A 20,064-nucleotide genomic window follows, 5' to 3' on the forward strand; every position below is an offset into this window, starting at 1 on the left:
AAACGGAGGGAATGTCATGAAAGAATATAAAAGAATATTGTTACCATTACAGAAAGAAAAAATATTAGTAATAGCAGCTGTATGCAGTGGACTCTTTGCTGCTATTTTAAATTTATCTCGTCCACTATTCATAGGGCTAATTATAGATAACCTGATTCAACGGGAGTTAAAGGAGGCGTACCTTTACATTATTTTATTTGCAGCTAGCCGATTGTTGATGTGGATCAACAATCTTTCATTTGATTATGTAAGCTCTAAAGCAAGTCAACGAATATTGCGAAGGAAACGTATAGATGTATTGCGTCATTTTCTCTCATTACCGTTTGAAGAGAGTGAGAAGATTAAACAAGGAGAGTTAGAGACGTTAGTTGTGTCTGATATTCCGAATTGGATTAGGTTATATGGTTCTATATTAATAGAATATATACACGCTATTGCGCAATTTATAGGAGCGTTCATAGCACTACAACATATAGATATGAAGTTTATATTGTGGGTAACTCCGTTTTTATTTTTAAGTGCAACGGTTCCGGTGGTGATGGGGAAAAGGGTAAGAAATATTGCAAACGTTGCTCAAAACAATCAATCAAGTGTTGTAGAGATGGTGTCACAATTTGTCAAAGGAGCACAAGATTTACGTAGTTTGCAAAAAGAAATGTGGGCCATTCGCTTATTTAAAGGAGTAACAGCACAATCTTATAAAACTGAAGTAAAGAAGACGATGATGCAACACTGCATTGGAGTAGTTGGAACGGTGCTTGAAACAGGAGCATATATCGTTGTTCTCATTATAGGCGCGCAAAAAATAATGAAGGGGGAAATGGAAGTTGGTTCACTTGTTGTCGTGTTAGCCACAATTGAAATGCTCTTTTTTCCAGTTCGTTACGTTGGCGATTTATTGATGATGACACAAGTTGCAGTCGCTTCGGCAAATAGAGTTTTTTCTTTTTTAGATAAACGAGGGGCAGATAGTAAGGTAGAAAGAGCGATGGGGATGACGGTAACAAATGTTTCATTTCAGGAGAATGATGAAGAGAAATGCAGAATTCATAATATTGATTTGCAAATTCATCCTGGTGAACTCGTTATTATTGTAGGAGAAAGTGGTGCAGGAAAAACAACGCTTTTAAAATTAATGACAGGGTTGTATAAACCATCTAACGGTAGCATTGTTTATTATGGTAATGAGGCTCGTATGACTACAGTGTGGCAAGAACCTCGTTTCTTTCGGACGACAGTAAAAGATAATATGTATTTCGGAGAAGAGTATTTAGAAGATCAATTAGAAAAAAATATTGAACTTGTAAATGTGAAACCGATTATTAGAGATTTACCTGGGGGGATTGAAACTGTATTACATAAAAGTGGTGAAGAGTTTTCGGGAGGAGAAAGAAAACGTCTTGCATTATTACGTGCCATTGTTTCAAATCCAAATCTTATTATGTTAGATGAACCGACTGCGGGATTAGATCCGAGTAACCAAGAAACTGTTTGGGATATGATAGAAGGATTAGGAAGCGGGGTCACGAGAATTGTGGCAACACATGATGTAGAGAAAGCGATACTAGCAGATCGTGTTGTCATAATGAAAGAAGGAAGTATTGTTGCATGTGGAAGGCCTGAAAAATTAATGCATAGTCATTCGTTTTTTAAGAGATGTGAATAAAGATAAGAGCACTGCTCTTATCTTTATTCCGTATCATTTATTTGATACTCGATAGATTCTGAATGATTCAGATCAACATTAAAAGTAGCGGTCATAAGGAAAGTTGCAATCCCGAGAATTAAGAAAAGGACGAATGAGACTAGAGAGACGTAGAGACAAATCCGCCCTACTTTCTTTTTTTCAAGATCTTTACTAAAGAGTGAAATGATCCATGTAATAATACCGATGGGATATAAAAGAAAACTAAGAATATATAATGTTGTTTTTTCGAATGAATTCATAAACAATCCCCCTTTTGTTGAATGTTATATAAGAAAGTAAAAAGGTGAATGGGTCCATAAGAAGATAAGCAACAATTCATCTGTTTTTTTAATTATATGATAAAAAGGAAAAAATCACACTTTAAATAAGAATATTCTAATTATTTCGACTGTGAATATTTCCAAGCTTGTCCGTATAAGCTAAAATAAGATATATAGTATTTTGGTGATTAAGTTATAACAAGATAAACACGTTAGGGTGATATAAAATGTGGCGGAAGCTTACGATTATTGTAGTGTTACTTTTTTTAGCGGGATATGCAGCTTATGAACAGTTTGGTAAAAACGATCAGGCGGTACAAGGAGAGCAAGAAAAAAGTGAAGCTGCTATGAAAGAGATGATTGCAAGTAATGGTATTGAAATAGGTAAGAGTGCACCAGATTTTGCATTAACGAAGTTAGATGGAACGAATGTAAAGTTATCGGATTTGAAAGGAAAGAAAGTAATTGTAAACTTTTGGGCAACGTGGTGTGGACCTTGCCAGCAAGAAATGCCTGATATGGAGGCTTTCTATAAAGAACATAAAGAAAACGTAGAAATTTTAGCAATAAATTATACACCTTCAGAAAAAGGTGGGGGCGTAGAAAAGGTAAGTAATTTTGCTAAGGAGAAAGGAATTACTTTTCCTATTTTATTGGACAAGAATATTGATGTGACAACAGCGTATAAAGTAATTACGATCCCAACTTCGTATTTTATAGATACGAAAGGTGTCATTCAAGACAAGTTCATTGGACCGATGACGCAAAAAGAGATGGAGAAACGGATTGCTAAATTAAAATAACGGTGAAAAGGTAGAAGTGGAAAGTGACATTTCTACCTTTTCTTTTTCACGTAGTGATAGCAGCATGTTATGATAAAAGAAATATAAACGTTTAGAGATAAAGGAGTGTATGGAGTGGGGAATATATCCTTACCGTTAGATTATGTTGTAATTGATTTTGAAACAACAGGATTTAACCCTTATAATGATAAAATTATTCAAGTCGCAGCAGTGAAATATCGTAATCATGAACTAGTAGATCAGTTTGTTTCCTATGTGAATCCGGAGCGTTCAATTCCAGACCGGATAACGAGTTTAACAGGTATTACAAATTATCGTGTTTCAGATGCACCGACGATTGAAGAAATATTACCTTTATTTTTAGCATTTTTACATACAAATGTAATTGTCGCTCATAATGCATCTTTTGATATGCGTTTTTTGAAAAGTAATGTAAATATGCTTGGGCTGCCTGAACCTAAAAATAAAGTGATTGACACTGTGTTTTTAGCAAAGAAATATATGAAGCACGCGCCTAATCATAAACTTGAAACGTTAAAGCGAATGCTTGGCATTCGTTTAAGTTCTCATAATGCATTTGATGATTGTATTACGTGTGCAGCTGTTTATCAAAAATGTGCATCTATTGAAGCAGAAACAAACAGGAAATCGGATACGGAAGTACTTGATGAAACAGCAGTATATGAAGCAGTAAAAAAGATACTTGTACGAAATAAACGTGATATCGAGTGGATTCGTTGCCTGAATGTAGGAAGTTATTTAGATATAAAAGCTTTTTATACAGTTATGAGAATAAAAGTAAAAGGGCGAAAGAAATACGTATTAACAGAGATATTAGAAGATGATGTGAAAGAACTATGTCCGAGTTTAAAGTGTGAACCGGCGTTAAAAAGTGAAATTGGTAATACGAGAATTATGCTTAATAGCTTAGAGGATGTCTTGAAATTAGAAAGTTATATTTTAGAACAGTATGATTTCGTACTGCAATCGCTGCGTGATTATAAAGAAAGTGAAGTGAATGCAGAAGAGAAATTAAAAGAGTATTTAAACGTTATGGTATAAAAACTCCGTGTGCTATTTTGAAGTGAATCCGAATCGTGGTACAGGAAAAAATATCTCCTGAATTCGCATACTAAGTATGTAAATTTGACGGAGGTGTTTTTCATTTGAAGAGCAGAGCGCATTACTGAGAGAAGTAATGTGAGTGGTTTGATATTGAAAGCCCCCCTCATTTTAGTCATATCTAAAATGAGGGGGGCTAATTTGTTTAGTTACCTTACAAATTTTCTTTGAACAGTTCTGGTAAAAAATTACTGAACTCACTCATTTCTTCTACATTGTGTTTATATAAACCACTTAGATTAATAAATGGTGGTAATCCTTTCGGGAAAATGAATGTAGAAGTCATTACTGTACCGTTCTCGGATTTTTCATATTGATGTATTACTTGTGAAATTACATCGTCATTATCATCTAAACATGAACCCATTAAAACATGGCTGTAATGTGTATTTATAGGACAATCTTTAGGATCTTCCCATCTAATTCTTAGCGGAAATTCTAGTCCATCCCCAGCAGATTCAATTGAAGCTGATATGGCCCCTACATGCCCATGTACTTTAGGATCAACTAACCATTTAAAATCAACATGTTCTTCTGGGTGCCATAGTTTATATCGTTCAGAGTTATCGATATTATCCCACCACCAGTCAATCATTTCTGGTGTTACGTTATTCAATTCATGTTCAACTACTATTGATACTTGATTTTTCATTTTAGTGCCTCCTATTTTTTAACCAACATAGTGTTGGTTATTTATATTTGTTATTATAGTTTGTATATTTCATGTGTTCAATAAACAGAAATAGCCGAACTGTTGTATTTTGAACACTTTATAAAAATATGTCTGAAAAAATTTATGAGGTGAAAATTGGGAGAAAAATACACTAATTTACGTATAGCTCGTACTAACGAAGCAATACGTAATGCATGAACTAAATTAATATATGAAAAAGGAATGGATTGCATACGGTCAAGGATATTGCAATTAAAGCCAATAGTAATCGAGGGACATTTGCTCGGAAGTCAAAATATTTTTCGGATTAAGATAGGGATGAAATGGTAACGAATCGATCAAATTTATCTTTTTAACAATGTATACGGAAAATATCCCTTTGAAAATATGTCAAAAGTACTAAGTGAATTGCAGCGGATGGTTTAGGTGTTTTGATATGTGTCCAGATTTCGTGAGTGTTGCAATTTATTGTACACGGAGTTTTTTTAGGAGTACTAAAACATAAAATTTTCTTGCAAATCTGATTAAAGAGTTTTTCATTTGCTCATACTATGTATAGTAAGAATGAGAATGAGAATGAGAATGAGAAGGAGAGAGGGTGAACAGCGTGAGAAGAAGTCGCCGTAAATCATTTGACGAACTTGTGAAAGAAAATAAACAACAATTATTAAGTGATCGTGATGCAATCGATCGCATTGAAGAGCGTATTGAAAAACGTTATGAAATGAAACTTTTTAAGCAAGCTGAATAAATCTTAACACTAGTACGATACTAGTGTTAAGGAGGCGATAGTAATGGGTAATCCGAAAAAGAATTCAAAAGACTTTGCACCGAATCATATTGGAACACAATCAAAAAAAGCTGGTGGCAATAAAGGAAAGCAAATGCAAGACCAAACGGGTAAACAACCGATTGTTGATAACGGTTAAAAAGGGAGAATGTTATCATTCTTCTTTTTGTGACGGAATTTTAATAGTAAAAAAGGGCTGACTTATGTCAGCCCTTTTTCGTAATCGTAAAGTTTTCAACGAGTAAACGCCAATTTTGCGGGAATGGTAAACCGATTTTCCAATAACTAATACCGCCTATACCTTGTTCTTTCATTAAATTGAATTTACTTTGAACAGACCGTGAATCTTCAAACCAAACTTCGTGTTGTACGCCGTTTTCGTCAAAGTAATTGAAATGAGGAGCTTGAGCTGTGAAATCATAGCGGATAGGGACATTGTATTTACGAGCTAGTGCGACAGCTGCGACAGAGCTAATCGCTTTTGCGGGCGGATTGCCTTGTTTGAACGGAAGTTTCCAATCGAATCCGTATAAGTTTTGCCCCATCATAATTTTTTGGGGAGGCATTTGAGATTTTGCATATTGAAGCACTTCTTTTACAGGACCGATAGGAGAAATAGCCATCGGTGGTCCGCCTTGCCAACCCCAGTCGTATGTCATAATGACGACGAAATCAACAATTTGCCCTTGTGCTTTATAATCGTGAGCTTCGAAAAATTTACCTTTTTGATTTGAGCTCGTTTTCGGTACAAGTGTTGTACTCAATGTGTATCCATTAGGTAATCGTGTTTTTACATTTCGTAAAAAACGATTATACGCTTCACGATCTTCAGGTGCTACACTCTCGAAATCAAAATGAATGTCTCGCATACCGTACTTCTCAGCTGTTTGTAAAATGTTAGTAATAAATTTGTTTTGAATCGATGTATCGCGTAAAATAACTGATGTCAGATCGGCACTGAAATTTCCATTTTCAATATTTGTAATAACGAGCATTGGGATGGTTTTGCCTTGCGTTGCAATATTAGCGATTTTAGCTGTTTCAGTTGGTTCTTTCAATGTACCATCTCTTTTTGCCTCGAAACTGAAGTAAGCCAAATATGTTAAAAATGGATTAATGGCACGCGTAGCATTAACCAAACTTTCTTTTATTGGTATTGTTGATGGTTGTAAATAAGCGATGGATTCTACTGCACGTTTTGTCCCTTTCGGTATATATAATTGCTGTCCAACATGGAGGATGGATTTTAAAGATAAGTTATTAACTTTAGCTAAACTAGCGAGAGGTACGTTATATGTTTGAGAGATTCGATATAGGCTATCACCAGGCTGTACATAATAATTATTCCCTTTCGTATTAACGATCAGTGCCTGACCAACAACGAGTGTTTCAGCTGGATTTAATCCATTGTCCTTTACTATTTCGTCAGGTGTTGATCCATATTTTGATGCCAAGCTATATACACTATCACCGCTACGAACAGTTACAATTTGAATCATAAGCTTGCTCCTTTCAGTAAAAGATTCACTGTTTTTATTTTATTTTTGATGTCACTGTATTATGATTAAATGTATGCAAGGTAGCAGAAGTGAAAGAAGGCGAATACATATGTTTGTAGCAGAACATGAAGTTGAAATCCGTTATGCGGAAACAGATCAAATGGGTGTTGTTTACCATTCAAACTATTTAGTGTGGCTTGAATTAGGTCGCACGAAACTTATACAAGATTTAGGGTTTTCATATGTTGAAATGGAGAAAGAGGGAATTATTTCTCCTGTGTTAGACTTGCAAATTTCATATCGTAAAGCGATGCGTTACGGTGAAAAAGCAATTGTGAAAACGTGGGTGGACACTGTGAGCCCGCTTCGCGTTGTATATGGTTATGAAATATATAATGGTGATGGTGAACTTTGTATTACTGCAAGTACGACGAATATTTGTGCGAAAAAAGAAGGGTTCAGGCCCGTATCATTTAAAAAGTTATATCCAGAGTGGTATGCGAAATATGAGGAAATTAAGAAAAAATAAAAAAAGTGTGGCAGAAGCCACGCTTTTTTTATTTTTCATAATTAAATTGCGGGAAATCATCGCCGTCGTTAAATGTAACAGCTAAATTATGTCCATCGAAGAACCACTCATCATCGCCTTCAATAAAGAAGTTAATACCTTCTTCTTGAGTTTGAACAGCAGGATGTGCAGGGTCATCTTTACGAATACCTAAAGAAAGTCCTTTTTGCACAGTACTGCAACCGCCGTATTGTACGAAAAGGCGTAGTGTTTCACCCAATTGTAAGTTTAATTCGTTTTTATACCATTGTGCTGCTTCTTTTGTTACGGAAAGATTCATGTATAGTTCCTCCAAATTATGTTGCTTTTTCTTTAGTATAAAAAATAACGCAAAAAGACGCTATTAATATGCTTCACGTTTTCTTTTTGCGTTATGTGGGTTACGATCTTATTTTTGCTTTTTTGAAAAGTTTGCTTTCGGTTCAGTTTTATTTATAATTCGTCCGATATTTGCACGGTGTTTATAAATAACCATACCTGCTAATAAACACATCGCAATAATGAAGATTTTATCCCCGCTAACAATGGATGCAATAACAGCAACGACGGCTGTTACCATAGAAGAAAGTGATACGTATCTTGTTGTAAATAAAAGGCTGAAAAAGACAACAGCTAATATTGCAAAAACAACTGGAGAGTAGCATAATAGCACGCCAGCAGAAGTTGCAACAGCTTTACCACCACGGAATTTCGCGAAAATCGGATACACATGTCCAAGAACAGCTGCTAATCCGAACCATAGTGGGTGAACATCTAATCCGAAAATAATCGGTAGACTTGTTGCTAATGTACCTTTTAAAATGTCAGCAATTGTAACGATAAAACCTGCTTTTTTCCCTAGTGTGCGGAATGTATTTGTTCCGCCTAGATTACCGCTTCCGTGCTCACGAATATCGATTCCGTAGCCGATTTTTCCAACGACTAGTGCGAATGGAATCGAGCCAAGTAAGTAGGCAACGATAAATAAAAGATATGTAGTAACCATAAGTTCAGTCTCCTTTATTCAAATGTGTTGATAAAGGGTAAAAAGAGTTTTTCCCGTATATTGTACCATACATTTGTAAAGAGCACATTTCTTTTTTGTAAATGAAAAATTCATTATTTCGTGAAAAAAATTTCACAGGAATGTTACATTTTTCACAGAAACACCAAGACTATATGTAGTAACATTTTAATCAAAAGACAACAACATATTGGTGGAGGGTTATAAATGTTACAACGAAATGTACGTGGAGAAGAATTAATGAGAGTGTTTGAGACGATTGTCCACGGTAGTGAGCAAGATTTAATGCAAGAAAATGCAAATGTAGATGGCCGCTCTCCGATGGGAGTAATGGGAACGTTCGCATCAGAGAGTGCGAAATATTATGCAGTTGAAAATTTATTGTCAGATCAAGTGAAAAAAGCGATAAATCAAAATATATTATATCCACATGACTTAGATTTTTATGCGACAGGAACGACGACTTGTTCGCAAATTCCGTTAGCGCAGATGCTTGCGAACGGTTTTCATACCGGACATGGGCATATGAGACAACCGCAAGACATTAAAAGTGCATTGGCTCTTTCGTCTATTATTTTTCAGGCGAATCAAAATATGCAGCACGGTGGTCAATCATTTGCACTCTTTGATATTGATTTAGCTCCATATGTGAGAAAAACAGTAGCGAGACATAAGAAACGATTAGAGTCATATCCGCTTACGAAAGAACAAATAGAAGAATTTGCATGGAAAGAAACAGAAAATGATACGTATCAGGCGTGTGAAGCTTTCGTTCATAATTCAAATAGTATGCACAGTAGGGGTGGGGGACAAGTACCGTTTATTTCTATTAACTATGGAACAGACACATCAAAAGAGGGACGGTTATTAGTTAGACAACTTTTAAAAGCGACACAAGCTGGTCTTGGTAAAGGGGAAACACCGATTTTTCCCATTCAAATTTTTAAAATGAAAAAAGGTGTGAACTTTGAAGAATGTGATCCGAACTATGATTTATTTGAATTAGCGTTAGAGACAACGGCTGAACGATTATTTCCTAACTTTTCATTTTTAGATGCGCCATTTAATGCAGTGCATTATGACGGACGACCGGAAAGTGAAGTATGTTACATGGGATGTCGTACCCGTGTTATGTCTAACATACATGGAGAAGAAACAGCGATTGGAAGAGGGAATTTATCATTTACGTCTATCAACTTAGTGAAATTAGCGTTAATTAGTGGTTCAAAAGAAGCATTTTTTGAAGCGTTAAATTATTACTTAGATTTAGGAATTAAGCAATTATTAGAGAGATTTGAGTATCAATGTACGAAGCGAGCAAGAGATTTTCGGTTTTTATATTCACAAGGTGTATGGCGCGGTGGAGAAAAGTTACATCCTGAAGATTCTGTAGCATCCATTTTAAAGCAAGGGACGTTAAGTCTTGGCTTTATCGGTCTTGCGGAGTGTTTAGTAGCTTTAACAGGAAAGCATCATGGAGAAGATGAAGAGTCATGGAAACTCGGGTATGAAATCATTTCTTTAATGAGAGATAGAATGGATAAAGCGACGGAAGAACATGAACTGAATTTCTCAGTAATTGCAACTCCTGCAGAAGGGTTATCAGGGAAGTTTGTGAAAAAAGATAGAGAAGAATTTGGTGTGATTAGCGGTATAACGAACCATGATTATTATACGAATTCATTCCATATCCCAGTTTACTATAACATGCAAGCGATAAATAAAATTCGTTTAGAAGGACCTTTCCACGCCCTATGTAACGGGGGACATATTACGTATATTGAACTAGACGGAGCAGCTATGCATAACAAACAGGCGTTAAAACAAATTGTACGAGCGATGGCAGATCATGGTATTGGATACGGTTCAATTAATCATCCAGTTGACCGTTGTAAGTGCTGTAGTTACCACGGAGTTATTGGTAATGAATGCCCAAGCTGCGGAAATGAAGATGAGGCTAATATAGAAAGAATTCGCCGTATAACAGGTTATCTTGTAGGTGATATGTCGAAGTGGAATAGTGCGAAACGTAGTGAAGAGATGGATCGGGTGAAGCATAAATGAAAGTGATGAACATCATTCATGATAGTGTAGTAGATGGAGAAGGGTTGCGGACAGTCGTATTTTTTGCGGGCTGTCCGCATCGTTGTTTCGGCTGCCATAATCCGAAATCTTGGAATATTTGTAATGGAACTGAAATGACAGTAGAAGAAATTGTGAAAGAGATTGCAAGTAATGCATTAACTGATGTAACATTTTCAGGTGGAGATCCATTTTTTCAAGCTGCTGAAGTGAAAAAAGTAGCAAAAGCAGTGAAAGATTTGAAAAAAAATCTATGGATGTATACAGGTTATACGTTAGAAGAGATACAGAGTTCTCAAAATAATGATATGATAGAGTTGTTACATTATGGGGATGTTTTAGTCGATGGAAGATTTGAAATCGAGAAAAAAGATTTAACACTTCCATTTCGCGGAAGCTCCAATCAACGTATTATTCGATTGAAAGAGTAAAAAGGCGGGATAGATTATATGAATAAAACAGTATTGCTTGTTGAAGATGAAAGAAGATTACGTGAAATCGTTAGTGATTATTTTCGTAATGAAGGCTTTGAAGTAATTGAAGCAGAAGACGGGAAAAAAGCGTTAGAATTATTTGCAGAGCATGAAATTGATTTAATTATGTTAGATATTATGTTACCTGAAATAGATGGATGGTCTGTTTGTAGACGAATTAGAAAAGAATCAGCGGTACCAATTATTATGCTAACAGCACGTTCAGATGAGGATGATACATTATTAGGGTTCGAATTAGGTGCAGATGAGTATGTAACGAAACCTTTCAGCCCGAAAGTGTTAGTAGCCCGCGCGAAGACGTTATTGAAACGTGCGGATGGCGTGGTAGGAGTAGCAGAAGAAAATGTTATGTCTTTAGCTGGAATAGAAGTAAATCGTCTATCTAGAACGGTGTTAGTAGATGGAGAAGAAATTATATTGACACATAAGGAATTTGAACTTCTTGTTTATTTAATGGAGAACAAAGGAATTGTGTTGTCACGTCAACATTTATTAGATCAGTTATGGGGATATGATTACTACGGTGATGACCGAACGGTTGATACTCATATTAAAAAACTACGAAATAAGCTAGGAGATAAAGCGAAGCATATCGGTACTGTTATTCGAGTTGGTTATAAATTTGAAGAATAACCTGTGAACGACTCACCACTTAGTAGAGCTTGAAGTGGGAGCTTCTCAGTTCCACGGCGAAAGTAACCTTTCATCTCCCTGAGCGTTACTTCGGGGCATCCAATCCCTAGATGTTCAACGTTAGAAAGCTTTCTTTATACGGTTGATATTTTACGCAAGGACCGAATGGCTTGGTTTTCGCACGCTATTTTCTTCCTGCAACCTTATATATCAAGTTATCAAAGAACTTCATATAGCTAGTTTATCAAAAGTTTTTGGCTATGCCGAACCGAAATTCATCGTCCACCTACCGCTGGGCTATCGCCCTTCACGCGCCTCTGGAAGGAGAATTCTTTCGGTAAATTATTATGTAATTTGGCTTTGAGATATAGCAAATTTATACTCTCTTTTGTAGGTGGAATGTACAAAAAATACTTTTCTTGTCTACAATGATAGATAAGAGTATTTTTTTAATTGGATTTCACGATGAGTTCACAAGAAGGACACAAACTGTGACTATACTGAAAGTACGAATTCACCAGAGAGGGGAAATAAAACATGGGATATTACGACGGACCGAATTTAAATGAAGAGCATAGTGAAACGAGAGAAGTGAGAAAATCAGGCGGCAAAAAAGGTTATTTTTTCACAGGTTTAGTCGGAGCAGTAGTTGGAGCTGTTTCAATTAGTTTTGCGGCACCATATATGCCATGGGCTCAAAATAATGGAGCGGCTGTATCATCATTCAGTTCGGATTCAAAAGTTGAAGGTACTGTAGTTCCTGTTGTCAATAAAGCAAAAAATGAAACTGATTTACCTGGTATGATTGAAGGCGCGAAAGATGTTGTTGTAGGTGTGATTAATATGCAACAAAGCATTGATCCATTTGCAATGCAACCAACAGGCCAAGAACAACAAGCTGGTTCAGGATCAGGTGTTATTTATAAAAAAGCAGGAAATAAAGCATATATTGTAACAAATAACCACGTAGTAGATGGAGCAAATAAACTTGCTGTAAAATTAAGTGATGGTAAAAAAGTAGATGCAAAACTAGTAGGGAAAGATCCTTGGTTAGATTTAGCTGTTGTCGAAATTGACGGGTCTAATGTAAATAAAGTTGCCACTTTAGGTGACTCAAGTAAAATCCGTGCTGGTGAAAAAGCAATTGCAATCGGTAATCCACTAGGGTTTGATGGAAGTGTAACGGAAGGTATTATTAGTAGTAAAGAACGTGAAATTCCAGTAGATATTGATGGGGATAAACGACCAGATTGGCAAGCGCAAGTTATCCAAACAGATGCAGCGATTAACCCAGGTAATAGTGGTGGTGCTTTATTTAACCAAAACGGTGAAATAATTGGGATTAATTCAAGTAAAATTGCACAACAAGAAGTTGAAGGGATTGGATTTGCTATTCCAATTAATATCGCAAAACCAGTTATTGAATCACTTGAAAAAGACGGAGTAGTGAAACGTCCAGCTCTTGGAGTAGGTGTTGTTTCATTAGAAGATGTGCAAGCTTATGCGGTAAATCAATTGAAAGTACCGAAAGAAGTAACAAATGGCGTTGTATTAGGTAAAATTTACCCAATATCACCTGCAGAAAAAGCTGGTTTAGAGCAATATGATATTGTAGTAGCATTAGATGATCAAAAAGTAGAAAATTCACTTCAATTCCGTAAATATTTATATGAAAAGAAAAAAGTAGGCGAGAAAGTAGAAGTTACATTCTATCGTAACGGTCAAAAAATGACGAAAACAGCTACTTTAGCAGATAACTCAGCTACAAAGAATCAATAATCGAAATAAAAGAAAGTCTCTTTCATATTGAAAGAGACTTTCTTTATCGGCTATACTAAAGGAATAGGAGGGATAAATTATGACAATTGAAAACCCAACTCGTACGGAAATTGGTGAAGTATTAAAGAAAAGCAAAACGATTGCAGTTGTTGGATTATCGGATAAGCCAGAACGTACATCGTATATGGTTTCAAAAGCAATGCAAGATGCTGGGTATCGCATTATTCCAGTAAACCCAACAGTAGATGAGGTGCTTGGAGAAAAAGCAGTTGCTTCACTAAAGGATATTAAGGAACATGTTGACATTGTAAATGTATTCCGCCGTTCAGAATTTTTAATGGATGTTGCGAAAGAGTTTGTAGAGATTGATGCAGATGTTTTTTGGGCACAATTAGGAGTACAAGATGAAGATACATATAAATTTTTGCAAGAAACAGGCTATACTGTAATAATGGATCGTTGTATTAAAGTAGAACATGCGATGACAAAATAGTATAGGTTTTAAAAAGAGAAAGATTGATTCAGCCCTCGTTATAGATAAATAGGGCCGATGAACGAGGTGTTCATCATGAGATTTTTTAAAGGCTGTTTTTGGGGATTGTTACTTGTTATCCCATTTTGGATATTGATCATTTGGATCATGATAAAGGTTTGGAATGTATAATCTTGGCATACATATCCATTTCTCGTTGACAAACGATTATTTTTCTGAAATAGTAGCCTAGAGGAATCCTTGTGAAAAAACAAGGATTTTTCTATTGAAAATGGTATATAAAAGAGATAAGATAACTTGCCAAAACTATAGTCGAGGCGTTATTCTATAATAGAAACATATGTTCTGATTTGATTAGGAAAGGGGCAAGGAGTTTGGCGAAGCATCAGTTCCAATATAATGAAGATGCAATTCAAGTGTTAGAAGGACTTGAAGCCGTTCGAAAACGCCCGGGTATGTATATCGGGAGTACGGATAGCCGTGGATTGCATCATTTAGTATATGAAATAGTAGATAACTCCGTTGACGAAGCGTTAGCGGGATTTGGCGACGAAATTTCTGTCGTAATACATAAAGATAATAGTATTAGCGTTATTGATAAAGGGCGAGGAATGCCTACGGGGATGCATAAACTTGGGAAACCTACACCTGAAGTCATTTTAACTGTACTTCATGCCGGTGGTAAGTTTGGTCAAGGTGGCTATAAAACAAGTGGTGGTTTACATGGTGTTGGGGCATCAGTTGTAAATGCCTTGTCAGAATGGTTAGTAGTGACGATTAAACGTGACGGAAATATTTATGAACAACGCTTTGAAAATGGTGGTATTCCTGCAACGACACTGGAGAAGATCGGGAAGACGAAAGATTCTGGTACAACAATACATTTTAAACCAGATACAACTATTTTCAGTACAACAAATTACAATTATGAAACATTATGTGAGAGATTACGTGAATCTGCATTCTTATTAAAAGGAATGAAAATCTCGATAAAAGATGAACGTAATGATTTAGAAGATGTCTTTCATTATGAAACAGGAATTGAAGCTTTCGTTTCATACTTAAATGAAGAGAAAGATTCGATTCATCCGGTTGTATACTTCACTGGTGAACAAAACGGAATTGAAGCAGAGTTAGCATTCCAGTTTAACGATGGCTATTCAGAAAACATTCTTTCGTTTGTAAATAATGTACGTACAAAAGATGGGGGAACACACGAAGCTGGATTTAAAACAGCAATGACGCGTGTGTTCAATGAGTATGCTCGTAAAGTATCGTTATTAAAAGAAAAAGATAAAAATTTAGAAGGTACAGATATTCGTGAAGGTGTAGCGGCTATCGTTTCTGTACGTGTACCAGAAGAAGTACTTCAGTTTGAAGGGCAAACGAAAGGGAAACTTGGTACAAGTGAAGCTCGTTCTTCAATTGATGCAATTGTATCTGAGCATTTAGCTTACTTCTTAGAAGAAAACCCGGATGTTGCTACACTTCTTGTGAGAAAGGCAGTTAAAGCAGCGCAGGCACGTGAGGCTGCTCGTAAAGCGAGAGAAGAAGCACGTACTGGTAAAAAGAAAAAGAAATCAGAAGGTACATTAAGTGGTAAGTTAACACCAGCACAATCACGTAACCCGCAAAAAAATGAACTGTACCTAGTAGAGGGTGACTCTGCTGGTGGTTCCGCGAAACAAGGTCGAGACCGACGTTTCCAAGCGGTATTACCGTTACGTGGTAAAGTAATCAATACAGAAAAAGCAAAACTTGCTGATATCTTTAAAAATGAAGAAATTAATACAATCATTTACGCTATTGGCGGTGGTGTAGGGAATGAATTCGCTGTTGAAGATATTAACTACGATAAAGTTGTAATTATGACCGATGCTGATACAGATGGTGCGCACATTCAAGTATTGTTACTAACGTTCTTCTACAGATATATGAAACCACTTATCGAAGCTGGCAAAGTATTTATTGCACTTCCTCCTTTATACAAAGTAAGTAAAGGAAAAGGTAAGAGTGAAGTGATAGAGTATGCATGGTCTGATGAAGAATTAGATGGTGTAACAAAAAAAGTCGGTAAAGGCTACATGCTGCAGCGCTATAAAGGACTTGGCGAAATGAATGCCGATCAATTATGGGAAACAACTATGAATCCTGAAACGCGTACGTTGATTCGTGTGAAAATTGACGATGCATCAAGAGCGGAGCGCCGAGTTACGACATTGATGGGTGATAAAGTAGAACCTCGCCGTAAATGGATCGAACGAAATGTACAATTTGGTATGCAAGAAGAAGGAAATATTTTAGAAAATGAAATGATTATGGAGACGGAGGTGGAATAACATGCAGGCAGAGAAGTTTCATGACCTCCCGCTTGAAGACGTGTTAGGTGACCGCTTTGCACGTTATAGTAAATATATTATTCAAGATCGCGCGCTTCCAGATGCGCGTGACGGTCTAAAACCTGTACAAAGACGTATTTTATATTCTATGTATGTAGAAGGAAATATACATGATAAAGCATTTCGAAAATCAGCTAAAACAGTTGGTAATGTTATCGGTAACTACCATCCACACGGTGATTCCTCTGTATATGAGGCGATGGTACGTTTAAGTCAAACTTGGAAAGTACGTAATGTTTTAGTTGAAATGCATGGTAATAATGGTAGTGTTGATGGCGATCCAGCAGCGGCAATGCGTTATACAGAAGCCCGTTTATCACCAATCGCATCTGAGTTATTACGTGATCTTGATAAAGAAACAGTAGAATTTGTGTCAAACTTTGATGATACGAGTGAAGAACCAGTTGTATTACCGGCAATGTTCCCAAATTTATTAGTGAACGGATCGACAGGAATTTCAGCTGGTTATGCAACAGAAATTCCTCCGCATCACCTTGGAGAAGTAATTGATGCGACGATGATGCGTATTGATAAGCCGAATAGTACGGTTGATGATTTATTAACAGTTATGAAAGGACCAGATTTCCCGACAGGTGGTATTATTCAAGGGATTGATGGTATCAAAAAAGCGTATGAAACAGGAAAAGGAAAAATTATTATTCGCGGAAAAGCGGAAGTTGAAACAATCCGCGGTGGTAAGCAACAAATCGTTATTACAGAAATTCCGTATGAAGTAAATAAAGCAAACCTTGTTAAAAAAATGGATGAATTGCGTCTAGATAAAAAACTAGATGGAATTGCTGAAGTACGTGATGAGACAGATCGTACAGGTCTTCGCATCGTTGTAGAGCTGAAAAAAGAAGTAAATGCCGAAGGTATTTTAAATTATTTATATAAGAATACAGATTTACAAATTCCATATAACTTTAATATGGTAGCGATAAATAATCGTCGTCCGACACTTATGACACTACCTAAGATTTTGGATGCATATATTGGGCATCAGAAAGAAGTTGTTACGAGACGCTCACAATATGAATTAAGAAAAGCAGAAAATCGTCAACATATTGTAGAAGGTTTAAAGAAAGCATTATCGATTTTAGATGAAGTGATTGAAACAATCCGTGCTTCTAAAGATAAGCGTAATGCAAAAGATAATTTAAGTACGAAATTTGGATTTACAGAAGCGCAGTCAGAAGCAATTGTTTCGTTGCAACTATATCGTTTAACAAATACAGATATTACGGCGCTAGAACAAGAATCAGACGAGCTTACTAAGAAGATTATAGAGTTACAGTCAATTTTACAAAGTGAAAAAAGACTTCTTCAAGTTATTAAAACAGATTTGAAGAGAGTAAAGAAAACATATAGTGATGATCGCCGTGCTATTATTGAAGAACAAATTGAGGAAATTAAAATCGATGTGGAAGTGATGATTCCGCAGGAAGATGTCATCGTTACTGTAACGAAAGAAGGATATGTGAAACGAACAGGTTGGCGTTCACATAATGCATCGAACGGGAAAGACTTCGGTATGAAAGAGGGTGACATCTTACTGGAGCGATTCGATACGAACACGACAGAGACAGTCCTATTATTTACGAATAAAGGAAACTATATATATCTGCCAGTATATGAAATGCCAGAAATTCGTTGGAAAGATTTAGGTCAACACGTTGCGAATCTCGTTTCACTCGAGCGGGATGAAATGATTATTTGGGCGACCGTCGTACCGAATTTTGAAGAAGAAAAACGATTTATCGTATTTGTTACACGAAATGGTATGATTAAGAAAACAGAATTAAACCAATATAAAGTTCAGCGTTATTCAAGAGCGTTCGTCGCTGTGAATTTGAAAAAAGATGATTATGTTGTAGATATATTTGCAACAGATGGAACGAGTGATATTGTTCTTGCAACCTATGGTGCATATGCACTTATTTTCCATGAAGATGAAGTAAGTCCAGTCGGTGTAAGGGCCGCTGGTGTGAAAGCAATTAATTTAAAAGAAGATGATTATGTCGCTTCTGGTAAGCCATTAAATGGTGAAAAAGATCAACTTATTCTTGTTACGCAACGAGGTGCTGTAAAACGTCTAAAAGCATCAGAAATTGAGAAATCAACGAGGGCGAAGCGAGGCCTTGTTATTTTCAAAGAGTTAAAACGTAATCCATACCGTATTGTCGGTATTGAAATTGTTCGAGACGATGAACTAGTATATATGAAGACTGAGAAACACATTGTAGAAGAAATTGATCCGAAAGCGTATCGAAATAAAGACCGGTATAGTAACGGTAGTTTAGTACTAGATGTTAACGATACTGGTGAAGTTATAGAAACGTGGACGAAAAAACGACCGGAATAAAGGAAGCATCTTGCTATGAATAATGGCAAGATGTTTTTTTCTAGGCAAATTATTATGTACATAACAATAGTCTTGTTATAATAACTGAATGAAATCGTTCTCATAAAATGAAACTTTAATCAGTGGGGGTTTTCTTTATCCCACTGATTATTAGTTGAACCAATCGGGCTTTTACGGGCAGTTGGTCTCCCGTTTAACTCCCTCGCGTTCACTGAATTTTGAGTAGGAATCTTACTGTCCGTTAAAGCGGGATAAATGGAGGGACAACATGAAAAAAATAGGTGTAGGGATTGTAGGATTTGGATTTTCTAGTACAACATTTCACATCCCATTATTACAAACGATAGAAGAATATGAGATTCGTGCCGTACTATCTTCAAAAGAAGAGGTAGTAAAAGAAACATTACCGAACGCTAACGTTGTTAGTACGATTGATGAATTGGTGAAGCGAGCTGATATTGACTTAGTGGTCATTACTTCGCCGAATATAACTCATTTCCCGTATGTAAAAGAAGCGATATTAAACGGTAAGCATGTTGTTGTAGAAAAACCGTTTGTTGTTTCAATTGAAGAAGGAGAAGAGCTTATTTCATTAGCAGAGCAACATAATGTGGTAGTAAGTGTATATCATAATCGTCGTTTTGATAATGATTTCTTAACGGTAAAGAAATTGTTAGAAGAAAATAGAATAGGGAATCTATACGCATATGAAGCGCATTTCGATCGTTTCCGCCCGAATGTACGTAATCGCTGGAGAGAAAAAAACTTACCAGGATCAGGAATATTATATGATTTAGGCTCGCATTTAATTGACCAAGCATTATCATTATTTGGGAGACCAGATGCAATAAGTGCAGATGTAATCAAACAACGACCAGGCGCAGAAATTGATGATTACTTCCATGTTGTACTTCATTACGGAGTAAAGCGTGTCATTTTACATAGTAGCAGTTACGTAAAGCAAGCAGGTCCACACTTTACACTGCATGGTGATAAAGGTTCTATCGTGAAATACGGTATGGATTCACAGGAAGAACAATTAAAAAATGGAATGAAGCCAGGCGATAACGGTTATGGAGTAGACGCTGAAGAGAACTTTGCTACTTTAGATACGGAAGAAAAGCTAGAACGTATTTCGACAGAAATTGGCTGTTATGACATGTATTATAAAGGTGTAAGAGATAGTATTGTAAATGGTGAGAAACCACCTGTAACAGCACAAGAAGGCTTAGAAGTTATTCGACTTATTCAATTAGCGATTGAAAGTAGTGAAACAGGTAGAGTTATCACTGTAAAATAAAAAAGACACGAATTTCTTAAAGACATATGAATAATAAGAGTAAAGATAGTAAGGATTGATTATCCCTACTATCTTTTTTTATCTAAACGGATA

Annotated in this window: 19 protein-coding genes; 14 read left to right on the forward strand and 5 right to left on the reverse strand. The window is 36.2% G+C overall.

Going from position 1 to position 20,064, the window contains the following annotated elements:
- Positions 1-16 precede the first annotated feature (16 nt).
- Positions 17-1,666, forward strand: a complete 1,650-nt coding sequence (locus tag KVT31_RS25615; protein WP_140392520.1) for an ABC transporter ATP-binding protein — start codon at positions 17-19, stop codon at positions 1,664-1,666.
- Positions 1,667-1,689: 23 nt separating this feature from the next.
- On the opposite strand, the gene KVT31_RS25620 is transcribed toward KVT31_RS25615, so the two are convergent.
- Positions 1,690-1,947, reverse strand: coding sequence for a hypothetical protein (locus tag KVT31_RS25620; RefSeq protein WP_088097302.1), 258 nt, complete (start codon positions 1,945-1,947; stop codon positions 1,690-1,692).
- 248 nt (positions 1,948-2,195) lie between these two features.
- On the opposite strand from KVT31_RS25620, the gene KVT31_RS25625 reads away from it, so the two are divergent.
- Together KVT31_RS25625 and KVT31_RS25630 are read left to right on the forward strand one after the other, a co-directional pair.
- A complete protein-coding gene (locus KVT31_RS25625) occupies positions 2,196-2,771 on the forward strand; it encodes a TlpA family protein disulfide reductase (RefSeq protein WP_088097301.1) in 576 nt (191 codons plus the stop codon).
- Between the two features lie 114 nt (positions 2,772-2,885).
- Positions 2,886-3,833: a 3'-5' exonuclease gene (locus tag KVT31_RS25630; protein ID WP_088097300.1), complete on the forward strand. Its 948-nt coding sequence runs from the start codon at positions 2,886-2,888 to the stop codon at positions 3,831-3,833.
- A gap of 214 nt (positions 3,834-4,047) precedes the next feature.
- Here the strand turns inward: KVT31_RS25630 and KVT31_RS25635 are convergent, their stop codons facing one another.
- Positions 4,048-4,545 carry a DAPG hydrolase family protein gene (locus tag KVT31_RS25635; RefSeq protein ID WP_088097299.1) on the reverse strand — a complete coding sequence of 166 codons (498 nt, stop codon included), beginning with the start codon at positions 4,543-4,545 and terminating at the stop codon, positions 4,048-4,050.
- A gap of 628 nt (positions 4,546-5,173) precedes the next feature.
- Here KVT31_RS25635 and KVT31_RS25640 point away from each other — a divergent pair.
- Together KVT31_RS25640 and sspN are read left to right on the forward strand one after the other, a co-directional pair.
- The gene (locus KVT31_RS25640; protein ID WP_001254697.1) at positions 5,174-5,317 is read left to right on the forward strand and encodes an FbpB family small basic protein; all 144 of its coding nucleotides are present in this window, start codon (positions 5,174-5,176) and stop codon (positions 5,315-5,317) included.
- Between the two features lie 43 nt (positions 5,318-5,360).
- The gene (sspN, locus tag KVT31_RS25645; protein WP_000527987.1) at positions 5,361-5,495 is read left to right on the forward strand and encodes an acid-soluble spore protein SspN; all 135 of its coding nucleotides are present in this window, start codon (positions 5,361-5,363) and stop codon (positions 5,493-5,495) included.
- A 67-nt stretch (positions 5,496-5,562) separates the two neighbouring features.
- Here sspN and KVT31_RS25650 read toward each other — a convergent pair whose 3' ends face one another.
- Positions 5,563-6,855, reverse strand: coding sequence for a glycoside hydrolase family 18 protein (locus KVT31_RS25650; protein ID WP_088097298.1), 1,293 nt, complete (start codon positions 6,853-6,855; stop codon positions 5,563-5,565).
- Between the two features lie 109 nt (positions 6,856-6,964).
- Between KVT31_RS25650 and KVT31_RS25655 the strand changes: the two genes are divergently transcribed.
- A complete protein-coding gene (locus KVT31_RS25655) occupies positions 6,965-7,384 on the forward strand; it encodes an acyl-CoA thioesterase (RefSeq protein WP_000495812.1) in 420 nt (139 codons plus the stop codon).
- Between the two features lie 28 nt (positions 7,385-7,412).
- On the opposite strand, the gene KVT31_RS25660 is transcribed toward KVT31_RS25655, so the two are convergent.
- Entirely contained in the window at positions 7,413-7,703 is a 291-nt protein-coding gene (locus KVT31_RS25660; RefSeq protein WP_088097297.1) for a HesB/YadR/YfhF family protein, read from the reverse strand.
- A gap of 108 nt (positions 7,704-7,811) precedes the next feature.
- On the reverse strand, positions 7,812-8,408 hold the full coding sequence (plsY, locus tag KVT31_RS25665) for a glycerol-3-phosphate 1-O-acyltransferase PlsY (protein WP_000258967.1): 597 nt from the start codon (positions 8,406-8,408) through the stop codon (positions 7,812-7,814).
- Positions 8,409-8,633: 225 nt separating this feature from the next.
- On the opposite strand from plsY, the gene KVT31_RS25670 reads away from it, so the two are divergent.
- The 8 genes from KVT31_RS25670 (at position 8,634) to KVT31_RS25705 (ending at position 19,971) form a co-directional block, all read left to right on the forward strand.
- Positions 8,634-10,490, forward strand: coding sequence for an anaerobic ribonucleoside triphosphate reductase (locus KVT31_RS25670; protein ID WP_088097296.1), 1,857 nt, complete (start codon positions 8,634-8,636; stop codon positions 10,488-10,490).
- Positions 10,487-10,939 (forward strand): anaerobic ribonucleoside-triphosphate reductase activating protein, encoded by a 453-nt coding sequence (nrdG, locus tag KVT31_RS25675; protein WP_088097295.1) that lies wholly within the window; start codon positions 10,487-10,489, stop codon positions 10,937-10,939. The genes KVT31_RS25670 and nrdG overlap by 4 nt, the downstream gene beginning before the upstream one ends.
- A gap of 18 nt (positions 10,940-10,957) precedes the next feature.
- Positions 10,958-11,635: a response regulator transcription factor gene (locus KVT31_RS25680; RefSeq protein WP_088097294.1), complete on the forward strand. Its 678-nt coding sequence runs from the start codon at positions 10,958-10,960 to the stop codon at positions 11,633-11,635.
- Between the two features lie 537 nt (positions 11,636-12,172).
- Positions 12,173-13,414: a S1C family serine protease gene (locus KVT31_RS25685; RefSeq protein WP_088097293.1), complete on the forward strand. Its 1,242-nt coding sequence runs from the start codon at positions 12,173-12,175 to the stop codon at positions 13,412-13,414.
- 79 nt (positions 13,415-13,493) lie between these two features.
- A complete protein-coding gene (locus tag KVT31_RS25690) occupies positions 13,494-13,907 on the forward strand; it encodes a CoA-binding protein (protein WP_088097292.1) in 414 nt (137 codons plus the stop codon).
- A 374-nt stretch (positions 13,908-14,281) separates the two neighbouring features.
- Complete coding sequence (gene parE, locus KVT31_RS25695; protein ID WP_088097291.1) at positions 14,282-16,246, forward strand: DNA topoisomerase IV subunit B; 1,965 nt, start codon at positions 14,282-14,284, stop codon at positions 16,244-16,246.
- Position 16,247: 1 nt separating this feature from the next.
- The gene (gene parC / locus KVT31_RS25700; RefSeq protein WP_088097290.1) at positions 16,248-18,671 is read left to right on the forward strand and encodes a DNA topoisomerase IV subunit A; all 2,424 of its coding nucleotides are present in this window, start codon (positions 16,248-16,250) and stop codon (positions 18,669-18,671) included.
- Between the two features lie 268 nt (positions 18,672-18,939).
- Entirely contained in the window at positions 18,940-19,971 is a 1,032-nt protein-coding gene (locus KVT31_RS25705; RefSeq protein ID WP_088097289.1) for an oxidoreductase, read from the forward strand.
- Positions 19,972-20,064 lie beyond the last annotated feature (93 nt).

The sequence above is a fragment of the Bacillus sp. GbtcB14 genome, from assembly GCF_019091205.1.
Classification (GTDB): domain Bacteria; phylum Bacillota; class Bacilli; order Bacillales; family Bacillaceae_G; genus Bacillus_A; species Bacillus_A cereus_AG.